General features: G+C 37.8%; 13 protein-coding genes. All 13 read right to left on the reverse strand.

What is annotated here, in order from left to right; genetic code table 11:
- Nucleotides 1-308 precede the first annotated feature (308 nt).
- Nucleotides 309-764 carry a pyridoxamine 5'-phosphate oxidase family protein gene (locus U1E44_RS06210; protein ID WP_322930191.1) on the reverse strand — a complete coding sequence of 152 codons (456 nt, stop codon included), beginning with the start codon at nt 762-764 and terminating at the stop codon, nt 309-311.
- Between the two features lie 329 nt (nt 765-1093).
- The gene (locus U1E44_RS06215) at nt 1094-1303 is read right to left on the reverse strand and encodes a hypothetical protein (RefSeq protein ID WP_322930192.1); all 210 of its coding nucleotides are present in this window, start codon (nt 1301-1303) and stop codon (nt 1094-1096) included.
- Between the two features lie 509 nt (nt 1304-1812).
- On the reverse strand, nt 1813-2832 hold the full coding sequence (gene pheS / locus U1E44_RS06220; protein WP_322930193.1) for a phenylalanine--tRNA ligase subunit alpha: 1020 nt from the start codon (nt 2830-2832) through the stop codon (nt 1813-1815).
- Between the two features lie 135 nt (nt 2833-2967).
- Complete coding sequence (locus U1E44_RS06225; RefSeq protein ID WP_322930194.1) at nt 2968-4815, reverse strand: SulP family inorganic anion transporter; 1848 nt, start codon at nt 4813-4815, stop codon at nt 2968-2970.
- Nucleotides 4816-5089: 274 nt separating this feature from the next.
- Nucleotides 5090-5854, reverse strand: coding sequence for a YoaK family protein (locus U1E44_RS06230; RefSeq protein WP_322930195.1), 765 nt, complete (start codon nt 5852-5854; stop codon nt 5090-5092).
- A gap of 3 nt (nt 5855-5857) precedes the next feature.
- A complete protein-coding gene (locus U1E44_RS06235) occupies nt 5858-6349 on the reverse strand; it encodes a hypothetical protein (RefSeq protein ID WP_322930196.1) in 492 nt (163 codons plus the stop codon).
- Between the two features lie 22 nt (nt 6350-6371).
- The gene (locus U1E44_RS06240; RefSeq protein WP_322930197.1) at nt 6372-6848 is read right to left on the reverse strand and encodes a hypothetical protein; all 477 of its coding nucleotides are present in this window, start codon (nt 6846-6848) and stop codon (nt 6372-6374) included.
- Between the two features lie 83 nt (nt 6849-6931).
- The gene (locus U1E44_RS06245) at nt 6932-8305 is read right to left on the reverse strand and encodes a sensor histidine kinase (protein WP_322930198.1); all 1374 of its coding nucleotides are present in this window, start codon (nt 8303-8305) and stop codon (nt 6932-6934) included.
- Nucleotides 8302-9009, reverse strand: a complete 708-nt coding sequence (locus U1E44_RS06250; protein WP_322930199.1) for a response regulator transcription factor — start codon at nt 9007-9009, stop codon at nt 8302-8304. The genes U1E44_RS06245 and U1E44_RS06250 overlap by 4 nt, the downstream gene beginning before the upstream one ends.
- A gap of 95 nt (nt 9010-9104) precedes the next feature.
- The gene (locus U1E44_RS06255) at nt 9105-9731 is read right to left on the reverse strand and encodes a carbonic anhydrase (protein ID WP_322930200.1); all 627 of its coding nucleotides are present in this window, start codon (nt 9729-9731) and stop codon (nt 9105-9107) included.
- Nucleotides 9732-9843: 112 nt separating this feature from the next.
- Nucleotides 9844-10506 carry a carbonic anhydrase family protein gene (locus U1E44_RS06260; protein ID WP_323673857.1) on the reverse strand — a complete coding sequence of 221 codons (663 nt, stop codon included), beginning with the start codon at nt 10504-10506 and terminating at the stop codon, nt 9844-9846.
- A gap of 74 nt (nt 10507-10580) precedes the next feature.
- Nucleotides 10581-12188, reverse strand: a complete 1608-nt coding sequence (locus U1E44_RS06265; RefSeq protein ID WP_322930201.1) for a SulP family inorganic anion transporter — start codon at nt 12186-12188, stop codon at nt 10581-10583.
- A gap of 453 nt (nt 12189-12641) precedes the next feature.
- Nucleotides 12642-13400 (reverse strand): tetratricopeptide repeat protein, encoded by a 759-nt coding sequence (locus U1E44_RS06270; protein WP_322930202.1) that lies wholly within the window; start codon nt 13398-13400, stop codon nt 12642-12644.
- Between the last annotated feature and the right edge of the window lie 29 nt (nt 13401-13429).

The raw sequence follows: 13429 nt of genomic DNA on the forward strand, positions 1-13429 counted from the left end.
CGCTCTAAACCGATATAAACCAAGCCATAGTAGTGGCTTACGGTTTTCCGAAGCGATAAAAATAGGAAGGTCTGCAGGTATAAGGTGCATGGATCCCAAAAGATCATCTCAATTTAGCGTTAGGGCGTATTCCGGCCACTGTCGTATCCTTGTCCAACACCGGATTTAAGGTAAGTGTTAGTATCTTTGACATGATAATGTTAAATCAATTTGTTTTTAATGCCTATTGAGGAGGTGTGTGAGGCATACCCAAAAATTTGGACTAGAACATACTATCCTTCCGTACATCATCTGAGCTGACTTTTAGCTTATGCATCCCGAAATTTGCCTGTAATCTCTTCAATTTTTATATGATATACCGTGGGAATGTGCTCTAAATCAGTACTTATAGAAAAATCTCGAATAAATTTTGGATGTGTATTGTCCTTCTGTGCAATTACACTTTTGACCCCTTCCGAGAACTTGTGCAGGTAATACTTGGCATCACTTCCGTGCAGCTCTTCAAACACGCCATGTGCCAACACAGAGCGCCACTGGTTACCGGAAGTAATTTCATCTACTGCTAGACTTACGTTATTATTTTTGCGCATAGACCGCAACTTATGACCGTCGGAAGCGTAACTAATAATGCTTTTACTATCTGCATCATAAAAATAGGTGATGGGCAGGCAAAACGGACTGCCATTGGCTATAAAACTAACATGTCCGATATAATTATCGGCCAATAATTGCAACGCCTCCTTAGGCTCTAATTTTTTTATCATGTCTCCTTTTTAGATTATATATTTTCCAAAGATCCTTTGTATGATTCGTACACATGCAACTCCTTTCGGTATAAACTACAAGATAAGCAAAATTAAAATCTGTAACGCAATTTATAGATGACAATGGTCATCTTACGTCTTTATTGCTCTGAAATTGTGCTGAAATAAAATGGAGCAAGGATGGTCGCAAAGTACTATTTCGGTTTAAAAAAAGGTAATGATTCCGAGTACTTCGCAAAGCACACAAAACCAAGGCAATAGCTATAAAGGTGTCCCTGCTTGTTCGGAAATCATTACCATTAAAATGGGATAAAACAGTAGTCTGGGGGCTAAACCAGCCGGCTTTTTAAATTGGTGTAAGGCGTAGTTTCGGGAGCCGATTTAAATAGCTGATATGAGAGGCTTATATACCGCGATTTTCGTTTTAATAGCTGTGTAGCCGCTACGGGGATGGTCATCATTTCTTTTTTACCGTTCGTTTTAGATGTCATTGTAGTAGTACCAATTTGGTTTAGGGGTTTAGGCGCAATAGTTTTCATGATTCTTAGTTTAGCTGTTAGTACCTTTTGAATTATACTGTCTTAAAATACACTGATTAAAATAGCTCATACACCGCAACTCATTTCAATGAATTATTCCTGTGATGCGCACGGATAAAAGTGTATCCCAAATTAGGTACTAATAAAATGAAAGCCTATGCTACCCAAATAAAAATCAGCTACTTAAAATAGTGATTCCACAAATATGTAGCTCAATTAATATCAAAATACAACCTTATTTATAGAATCGAAACAAGCAGACAAAGGGTATCTTGTTCATTGTGAGGCTGCTACTTCTAGGATTTTTCGATTATCAATACAAACCACGGTACATACTACCGTTAGTTCAGGTATGCCTCTACGTACGCATAGAAGAAGCCCACAAAAGATGCTGTTCTCTTAAACCTGTGCGACTGGAATTGGAAAGGCAAGCGATAAAGCAACGAACTCAGATTAAGAGCTTCTTAAAATTTAGTTCGCTGAAACTGAAATTTACAAATGGTTACGATCTATAAGGCACTTTTAAACTGTTCCAAAAAGCGAACATCGTTCTCGCTAAATAATCGTATATCTGAAATTTGATGTAGTAAAAGTGTAATCCGGTCTATACCCATGCCAAAAGCAAATCCGGAATACTCACTAGGGTCAATACCACAGTTCGCAAGCACATTGGGGTCTACCATCCCGCAGCCCATGATTTCTAACCAGCCCGTTCCCTTGGTCATTTTATAGTCGGTCTCCGTTTCCAGTCCCCAATACACATCTACTTCTGCACTAGGTTCGGTAAAAGGAAAATAAGAAGGACGTAAGCGTATTTTTGATTTTCCAAAAAGTTCGGTTGTAAAAAATTGTAATGTTTGTTTGAGGTCGGCAAAGGAAACATTCTTGTCGATATACAGCCCTTCTACCTGATGAAAAAAACAATGCGACCGTGCAGAAATGGCCTCGTTTCGATACACTCTACCCGGAGAAATAGTTCGTATGGGCGGTTTATTGTTTTCCATATACCGCACTTGTACGGAAGACGTATGGGTACGCAGCAATATATCCGGATTGGTTTGTATAAAAAAAGTGTCCTGCATATCTCTTGCAGGGTGATATTCCGGCAAGTTTAATGCGGTAAAATTATGCCAATCGTCTTCAATTTCAGGGCCTTCAGATACATTGAATCCAATTCTTGAAAAAATATCGATAATTTGATTTTTAACAATAGAAATAGGGTGTCTGGCTCCCAATAGTACCGGAATGCCCGGACGCGTTAAATCCCCATAAACCCCGATTTCGGAAGTTCCTTTATTGAAGGATTCCTTTAGGGTATTTACCTTTTCGGTTGCAACAGCTTTAAGTTCGTTAATTGCCTGCCCAAACTCTTTTTTCTTTTCGCTAGGAATATTTTTAAATTCGGCAAAAAAGTCATTTAAAAGACCCTTTTTGCCCAGATATTTAATTCTAAAAGCCTCTATTTCCTCGGATGAGTTGGCCGTAAATGTTTTAATATCGGCAATTTCCTTTCGTATTTGGTCGATCATGGTGCTTCAATGAATCTTCAAATTTAAGACAAAAGTTTAGTTCACCCTTTATTTGCCCTCAGGTAAATTTAAAATCGCACTTCATGAAAACATCCGATGGTCTAAAAACAGCAGTTTATTTCTAGTTCCCGAGTGTTAACCCTCTGTTTTCTCCAAATTGTAATTTTCCTTTAACCAGTTTGTGAAAGAAAGTAGGGTGTCAAAAATATACTTTTGAGAAACCAGATTAGGAATTATTTTAATGCTTTCCATCATATACTTAGGTTGTTCGTGCAAGCTTACGAACACCACGGTTACTTTTCTATTTCTAAGTTCTGTTAGTAGATTCTCCATTACATACAGCCCGGATTGATCCATATATTCCATTCTACGAAGTTTCATGATTACCCATGTGGCATTTTTAGGTATGGTCTCGGCCAAGGCTTGAAATTCATTCGTAGCTCCAAAGAATAAAGGACCATTGACCTGTTTAATAACTATCTTTTTCTTGAATTCCTCGGGGAGATCCAGTTCATCCTTTACTAAGTTGGATTCCGCTAAGGAACTCACCAAGGATCGTTTTGAAGTTAAATCACCCATATTCTTCATAAACAGCAAGGCGGCGACGACTAAGCCCAAACCAACGGCAAACACCAAGTTCCAAAAAGTAGCTAAAAACAACACCAAAAACATTATAAAAACCTCTCCTTTTGGCATATTAGGAATTGCTTTTAAGCCTTTATAATCCATGACCCCAATGCCTACGGTAACCAAAATGCCAGCTAAAACAGCGGCCGGAATTTGAGAAGCAATTGGGCCAAGGGCTAATAACACCACCAATAAGAACAAGCCGGCAATCATTCCGGAAAGTTTGGTTTTTCCTCCGGCATTTATGTTTACTACGGTTCGTATCGTTGCTCCTGCACCGGGCAAACCTCCGAATAGGGCGGCAAAACTATTTCCAATACCCTGACCAATGAGTTCTTTATTAGGACTGTGTTTGGTCTTGGTCATATTATCTGCCACTACGGAGGTAAGAAGCGAATCTATGGCGCCTAACAAAGCCAATGTTAAGGCGGTTAAAATATAAGGCTCTATTTGGGTAAAACTAAATTCAGAAAAAATAGCCAAATTTGGCATTGGTATGCCTTCCGGAATTTGTTCTATAGGACGATAATTTAGATTAAAACCGTAGGCTACCGCAGATACGGCTACTAGGGCTACTAGGGCACTTGGAATTATGGTGGTAATTCTCTTAAATCCATAGATTATAAAAATAGTGGTCAACGTAAGTATAAGTTCAAGCCAGTTAATGTCCCGCAACGCCCGCGGTAAGACTTTTAGGGTTCCGAGAACTCCCGAAGCTTCGTTTGCCGCAAGGCTTCTTGCCTCTCGTAGCCGATCCTCTTCGGTAAGTGCTCTTGCACGTGTAATGGACTCCTCAAAATCTTCTATGACCAGCCCCCCTTTTTCTGCTTCTTCTTTTAGAATGTTTTCCAAAAGCAGCTCTTGTGCCTTAGGCCTAAATGTATCTACAAAACCGGTATCCTCCTTGGGATAATATCCCAAAGCCGGTAAGAGTTGCGTAATTAAAATAATAACCCCAATGGCCGTCATAAACCCTGATACTACCGGATACGGAATGTATTTTACATAAATCCCAAGGCGGCTGAATCCCAAAATTACCTGTATTATTCCCGCCATAAGAAAAACGGTTAGGATGGCGGGTAGAGCCTTGTTGAGATCGCCATTATTGGCTGCAACGATCCCTGCAATTACAATCATACTTACTGCGGTCATTGGTGCCGTAGGGCCCGAGATTTGAGTATTTGTACCTCCAAATAGTGCCGCAAAAAAACCGATAAAAATAGCTCCATAGAGTCCGGCACTCGGCCCAAGTCCGGAACTAACGCCAAAGGCAAGCGCTAAAGGCAAGGCTACTATTCCGGCGGTAATGCCGCCAAAAGCATCACCTTTTAAATTTGAAAAAAACGCCACACCCATAAAAAGGATCTATTACAACAGGTTCAAAAAAAATGTAAGTGATCATCTTTGTATAATCCGTTAATAATCACTTTGCGCCAAGATACAATGATTTTTTAATTTGGCAACATCAATTTTATTGAATACGCGCGTTCCCTTTTTATGAAGAAATGAACCATTGTGGGGGCAATTACTATGACCTTTGGTCCACAAAAAAAATTCCTTGAATCTTCTCCTCCAGCGAGCATTTAATTTAGGGGCGTAACAAAGGAATCTTATTTAGTAGAGTGAAGAATTAAGATTCGGAAGTAATGGTATTCCACCTTGGGGTAATAGTCTTTCTTGCTCTTACGAATCGGGCAACCTTTAATTTAGAATAGTCATAAACTAAAATAATCAGAATGACAAAGCAAACTACAAAGAACACCTTAAACTGTATGTTTAAATACAGAATTCCAGACAGAATTCCACCAATGAGATAAGAGCTTGCAATAGTCATTAATAATTGGGCTTTCCCCACGAGCTTTTCATTTTCGCGAAACACCCTTTTAGTGAACATGGCAAGTAATATGCCTAAGTCTGTCGTAAGACCTGTTAAGTGCGTTGTTTTTACTGCAAAATTTGAGATCGTAGCAGTAAGACCATTTTGGATGCCCATAGCAAATAACAGTAAACCTATCATAATTTCGGTTTCGGTTAATGTTTCCTGATAAAAATATTGTCCGTAAATACCAACCGAAAGAAGGCATATAATCTCTATACATAAAGGAATGGCATGAGACAATGACCTATTTCGTTTATTGGAATGAATAACAATAAAATTAGATGTAAAATTTCCTATAAAAAAGGAAAAAATCCAAGTAAATACTACCGCCGCCTGATACCAGTTTTTCTTGGCAATTTCTTCCGCAAGTATGGCAAAATGACCGGTTACATTGGAGGTAAATGCAAAAAACACAATAACAGAAGCAACATTTACCATTCCCGCAGAAAAGGCGGTTAAGGCGCCTAATTTTTTATTATCTCCCAGTGTTCTACTATTATTATATTTTCTCAACATGGTTTACCCGTTTATTTTTCTAAATGTCATTTTTACAATCCCCTTGGCATTAATGTCGGAATTAAAATAAAGGACCATTTCATCATTGTTAATACGCTGTAAAGTGTAATGCTCCGTCTTTTTATCGGCGTGTTTTAACTTTAAAACATGTCCTCTGCCTTTTAAATTCCATTCTAATGGTACTGCCTCATTATTGTCTTTCCCAGATAAATTTAAAGTGCCGTCCGGTAAAAAATTCCAAGTTTCGGCCTGGTGAATTATGAGGCTTTCTATTATTTCTTGTTTAATACCTTCAGAAATTTGTTTGGTGAAAGGCTTGTTTTCAGATTCAATTTTATCGACCTTTTCATATTCCCATGCCACTTCTTCCCACAATCCCAAAATGCGTTCATCAGGGCTTATACTTTTAAGGGCTAAAAAAGACACAGCAAGAACAAGCATTGCGCTTATAAAAAGGTAATAAAAGCCTATATGAAATGTCTTCATTGTTTTCATGTGCCGACTAAATTTAGGATACTTATGCAAAAATATTAGCTAGGGAGCCGCCTACATAAACACCATTAGTTTCTTCCAAGTTCACCTCATGAACCAATGGAATGGCCTTTTTAATATACGGAAGAATATCTTGACTGTCTTTATTCGCCTTTTTAAGATTGTAGTTTGCCGGAATATATGCTTCTTCAATTTTGTTGCCTTCAACATAATTTTTAAAGGCATTTAAATTATACCCTATAAACACATCAGAAACCAAACTATTGATATTGGAAGCGAATTTATTCTTTAAAATATCGTTTGCCTCACAAAACTCGTTGTTTTCTAGGCTGGCAATATATTGATGCCTTCTAAAGAATAAAAGATCTGTAATGGCATTTGAAAAAGAAACGCCGTGCACCAATAGAATGTCAAGTTTTTCATTTGGATTGTTTTCTAGGGCTTTCTTTAAAATGCTTAACGATTCAACTGTAAAATCCGTAGGAACTAGAATTTTTTTCATAATGTTTTATTTTTTTTACATTACGAAAGTATAACGAAGGCATTAGAACGGTTTAAGGATGAAATTAGAATCAGATTAAAATTTTAAAGGGTGTAGTTTCCCAAGGGTATTTTAATTTTAACCGATGTTCCTTTATCTTGTTTAGAAGTAACTATTATTTCGCCCTCATGAATTTTAATAACATTTTTGGTTAAGGGTAGCCCAATACCGTAGCCGTCAAAATTATTGGTATTCGAGGCTCTAAAAAAGGGATCGTATATATACTGAATTTCATTTTCGGGTATCCCAATGCCTATATCGGTCACTACAACAACTACTTCCTTTTGGGTAGCCCCTAAGGAAACCCTCACTTCTTGATGATTAGAATATTTGCACGCATTCATTATCACATTGGACAAAGCCAAGTGGAGGAGCTGCTCATTGCCTTTAACCTTTAATTTGGTAGGTGATTCTGGGAGTAGACTAAAATCTAATGTAATTTGCGATTGAGGCCTTATTTTTATCACCGTATCTTTTACATCCAAAAGCAATTGATCTATACGAACCTTATCAAATTTTTGTACTTTTCCGTCGTAACCGGTTTGTGCCAAAAACAAAAGTGCCTTCGTTTTTTTATCTAACTTTTCGGCTTCTTCCAAAATGGTTTGTAATGCTTCCACGTACTCTTCGGGCTTTCTTAATTTAGACAAGGTTACGTCGGCTTCCCCTATAATAGAAGTGAGCGGAGTATTTAACTCATGGGAGGCATTGCTTATAAAATTCTTTTGAGTTTCAAAAGCGGTTTCTAACCTGCTTAGCATATTATTAAATGTTCTTGCTAATTGACCTAACTCATCGTTTTTCTCCGTAACATGAAGCCTTAAGTGCATGTTTTCTGAGCTAATGTTGTTTACACTGCGCGTTATCTCCTTTAAAGGTCTTAAAATCCTCTTGGAAAACCAAAAAGCTGTACCCAAAATAGTGATGATAGCCACGACGATCGATATGGTGAGCAAATTGAGTAAAAAAGCATTGTGATGGGTGCTGTAATAATTTTCGGCAGATACCACGGAAATATATTCTTTTTGTGCTATTCTATAAATAACTCCGGCATAAAAGGTGTTATTCACTTTTGTAGTAGCAAGTTCTTTATTTCTAATCTCTTTGAGAAATGCTACGGAGACGCCCATCCTTTGCGCCTCATTTTCAAGGTTTGAGGTTGCTGTGTCAAAAATGAAGCTTTTTTCGCTAGGTAGTTCTTCTAAGTATCCTGTACGAAACTCCTTTATGGTTAGTGCATCCGTTTCCGGTCCTTCTAATTCTATTTTTGCGGCTGTAATGGCGCGTAATTCTAACCGCTTATAAAAATCGGTATATGAATATCTTGAAATAGAATAATAAATAACTCCGCTGAACAACAGCGTATAAAAAATAAAAATGCTGGCTAAATAAAGTACAATTCTTGTTCTTGTTTTCATCCATTTTCCTTTAGCACATAACCCATGCCTATAACCGTATGAATAAGCCGAGACCCGCCATATTTTTCCAATTTTTTTCGAAGATAATTCACGTAAACGTCTACGACATTAGTACCCATATCAAAATTAACACCCCAAACGTCTTCTAACAATTCAATCCTAGAAAATACCTTTTTTGGACTTTGCATAAACACTAAAAGAAGCCTATACTCGGTAGATGTAAGGGATATTTCTTGACCATCTCTGGTTACAGTCTTGGTGTTGTCATCCTGTATAAGATCTAAAAAGGTATAGATTTCCTCTACTGTTGTGAGCGGTAAAAAAATATCGGAACGGCGAAGTAAATTTTTTATGCGAGCCACTAATTCGATGAATTTAAAGGGTTTTACCAAATAATCATCGGCTCCGGTAGTTAATCCTTGTACCACATTCTCTGCACTACCTAAAGCAGTTAAAAAAAGGATTGGAATTTTGGTGTTATTGCCTCTGATTTTTTTACAAACTTCTAAACCGTTAATATTTGGGAGCATAATATCTAGAATGATTAAATCATAAGTTGTTGTTGTTAAAAATTCTAAACCTGTTTCTCCATCAAAAGCAATGGTCAAGGTAAAGCCCTCCTCGGTTAGTCCTTTGTTTATAAAGGAACACACCCTGGGGTCATCTTCAATGAGTAAAATAGTCCTTTTTTTCTCTTTGCTCATTTAAACAGGTATGAAGCACATCAGTGAAAAGGTCTTCCGGTTTAGGGCAGCAGCATACAAAACGGCCACCTTTCGGGAAACCTTAGTTGGCTTTCTTAGTCTAGATGATAGATCTCCATAATGTTATGTAATATCGTATCAAAATCAATTTTTAAATCTATAAGTTCTCCAGTATGAAAATCGAAAACCCATCCATGGACTTTAAGGTTTCTGTCTCGATAAGCCTTTTGCACCGCAGCGGTTTTTATAAGATTCACACATTGCTCTTGCACATTGAGTTCTACCAAACGATCGTATTTTTTTTCTTCATCAGTTATGGTTTCTAATTCTTTTCTATGAATGCGATATACATCCCTGATGTTGCGTAACCATGGATTAAGAATTCCCAAATCTGCAGATTGCATGGCCGCTTTTACACCCCCACACGAATAATGGCCGCATACCACGACGTGGTTTACTTTCAGATGCTGCACGGCATATTCTACTACCGACATCACACTTAAATCAATACTGATCACCATATTGGCAATGTTCCGATGCACAAAAACCTCTCCCGGACCTAAGCCCATAAGGTCTTCTGCAGTTACCCGGCTATCGGAGCAACCAATGTAGAGTAGTTCCGGATTTTGTCCCTTTCCTAAATTACTAAAATAGGATGAATCTAATGCTAATTTGTTTTTTATCCATTCCTTATTGTTTAAAAATACATGATCTAAATTCATCTTGTAAGGTGTTACCTTTTATGTGCTTATACCCATTTTGATAAAATAGAAGCGCAATGCAGGGCAGTGCGCTTCTAAAGGTCTTTAAATTGCCGTAATATACGGCTAGTTTTTACTCAAAAAAAGTAACCTCCCCATTGGAAAGATCATACATGGCTCCAACAATCATAATTTCGTTTTCCTGTTCCATTTCGGCCAAGATAGGGCTCTGTTGTCTTATATTTTTAATAGTCATCACCACATTTTGAGCGGCTACCGCATCTACAAATTCTAAATTTTTTGAATTTCTTAGATGCGCCTCCGCAGGTGCTGTAACGGCATCTACCGCAGGCTCAATTTTATTAATGAGTGCCGTAAGGTTCCCCAATCGCGCATGGTCGCAGGCTCCTTTAATAGCGCCACAACTGGTGTGTCCTAAAACCACAATGAGCTTGGTTCCTGCCAATTTACTGGCAAACTCCATGCTTCCAAGGATGTCTTCATTAACAAAATTCCCGGCAATGCGTATACTAAAAATATCGCCCAAGCCTTGATCAAATACCAATTCGGCAGACACACGGGAATCTATACAACTTAATATAGTGGCAAACGGAAACTGTCCCTCACTTGTATCATTTACCTGTTCTAAGAGGTTTCTATTGGCTTTTAAATTGTTCTGAAATCTTTTATTGCCTTCCTTTAAATAGTCTAAGGATTTTTGAGGCGTCATGGTTGCCTGTGTTTCTCGTGTATGTGCTTTCATATATTTCTGTTTATTTGTTTTAGGCGGTACTATATAAACTATACTTCACTCAGATATGCAACGCCTACAATACTATTATTTATGCCTAACTACTGTATAAAGGCATTTCATTTTGTTGATTTAATTATGCTTAAAAGCCCTTTTTTTGGTCTTAAATTGAAAAATTCGATATAACTGGTCGGGTTTTCTACCGTACCCTTGTCTGATATTAGTTTTATATTAATATTCCTATTTTGTGCTTTAATGACAAAATCTTCCAAGATTTCTACAACATCATTGTCTAAATAGCGCGTTTTTCGAACGTCTATCTCCAAAAAGGCTCCTTCCGGAATCCCATCTAACTCTTTAAGAATAGCTGCTTTATTGATAAAGGTTACTTCCTCTGCAAATGTCATTTTTAGTTTTTGCCCATTGCCGTTGGTGCTTTCTTTATGTAAAAAGTGAGAGTTTTGGTAACTTTTTATAAGTACAATAACAATCCCCACTGCCAATCCGAGACCCACACCCACTAAGAGGTCTTTAAAAATAATACCCAAAATAGTTATAATAAAGGGAAGGAATTGCTTCCAGCCTAGACCCCACATGGTGGCAAATAACTTGGGTTTTGCCAACTTATACCCTACAATAAAAAGTACAGCGGCCAAAACAGAAAGAGGAATCATGTTAAGGATGGTAGGAATGGTAATTACAGAGATTAATAGCAAAAAACCATGAATAATGGCCGACATTTTGCTTTTTCCGCCCGATTGAATATTGGCAGAACTGCGCACAATAACCTGTGTAATAGGAAGCCCTCCAATTAATCCGGAAATAATATTTCCGGTTCCTTGTGCAAATAATTCCCTATTGGGTGGTGTCACATTTTTTGAAGGATCTAATTTGTCTGTAGCTTCCACACTCAAAAGGGTTTCTATACTGGCTACCAAGGCAAGGGTAATAGCCACCGTCCAAATTTCCGGATTGCCAATTACACCAAAATTAGGTAAGGTAAACTGTCCTAAAAATGAGGCCATATCATCGGGTACGGGTACCGATACCAAATGAGAAGACCCAATAGACAACACCGGGTGCGAAAGCGTTATAAGGTAAAAAACAACCCCTAAAAAAACGACAACCAAGGGTCCTTGTACCAATTTGAAAAACTTATGCTTTTTAGAAAGGACGCTCTCCCAAAGAATTAAAATAGCGAGTGCAATGATCCCTATTAGTGCGGAACCGGGCTGAATGTTGTTGACGGTGTTTAATAATTCAGAAAAGGTATTTCCACCATCGATTTCAAAAAATTCGATATCCCAAGCAGACTCTTCGTCATATCCAAAGAAATTTGGAATTTGCTTTAAAACAATGATAATCCCTATCCCCGTAAGCATCCCTTTTATCACAGACGAAGGAAAATAATAGCCAATGATTCCTAATTTCAGGGCGCCAAAAGCCAATTGTATGACACCTCCTAGTACCACAGCCAACAAAAAGTTTTCGTAAGACCCCAACGTACCTATAGCAACCAATACTATGGCTGCTAAACCTGCCGCAGGACCACTTACACCAAGATTGGAGCCGCTTAGGGCTCCCACAACAATACCCCCTACAATACCTGCAATGAGCCCGGAGAAAAGAGGGGCACCACTAGCAAGGGCAATACCCAAACACAAAGGCAAGGCTACAAAAAAGACGACAAGACTTGCCGGCAAATCATTTTTTAAATTTTTGAACATATTACATACCCGATTTTAGACACTTAACGAAACACGTTAGGAGCCATTTTTAGAATTCAATACCTGCTAAGATTAAATAAACTAGGATATGTTTTTGGGAGGAGGTACTACAACGTCTACCAAAGAAAAGGAATAATTTTCCTCCTGAGGATAGATATTAACGAGTGAAGCCAATGATTTAAAACTTGCTATAGCTATACTATACGAGGTCAATATTTTATTGACCTCTTTTTCTTGAAGAGAACTTTGATTTTCTTCTTCTTCACTTAAAGTATAAAAAATAGATATATCAGATTCCGGATGTATTACCTTAATAATGGATGGTACAAACAGAAAGCTGCAAAAGCTGTAAAGCAAAAGATAAACTATTATTTGTTTCGAATGACTCAAAGGCTGGTTGCGATTAAAAAAACAAAGATACGCTTATTCAATACATGTTTTGTTAAGGAATATTTAAAAGTCTTTTAAGGCTTTTATACTATCCTTTGGCAACCACCCTGTTTTTCCGTCGGCTATTTGGATACGTTGCCAGTTGTTGAGTTCTTCTACAATATTTACCTTTGTGCCTTCATGGAGCGTAAACACCTCTTCACTACGCTCGTTAGGTTCCGACGTGATCACCACTTCTTCGGCAAATACAATAGCCGGATTTTCATTCTTAAAATCAGTATGCCGCAAATATGCCAATACGACAGCAACAACTGCTGCCAAAGCGCACGCCAAACTGGTGATAAAGGCAACCCGTTTTTGTGTTGCATAGCGCAAATAATAGAACACTATGTAGGCCATCACAAAAAACACCACAAAAAACACGGCAGTATACGCCCACTGATCAAACGTTAACCACCCTGTAACTTGAGTATAGAATTTACGCATAGCTGTTTCGGGTAATTTTTCAATGACATCTATGGTCATGTTTTGCGCATATCCCAAATTGGTGTTTATCTCCGGATCATGAGGTGCCAGTAATAAGGCTTTTTCAAAATAGTATATGCTTGGCGCAATCTTATTTATTTTGTAATAGGAGTTACCCAAATTATAATACAGCTCTGAAGAATGTTGCCCACTTTCTAAAATCTTTAAATAGTTGTCTATCGCCTTTTCATAATCTCCTTCATTATAGGCCGTAGTGGCATCATCAAAAAGCCTACTTTCCTGAGCCAAACCACCCCACAAAGAAAAAAGTAAAACAATCAGGATTTTGCTTCTCATCTTATATAGTTTATCATTCTTTTAATGGA

Source organism: Aurantibrevibacter litoralis (assembly GCF_034651555.1).
GTDB classification, from domain to species: Bacteria; Bacteroidota; Bacteroidia; order Flavobacteriales; family Flavobacteriaceae; genus Aurantibrevibacter; species Aurantibrevibacter litoralis.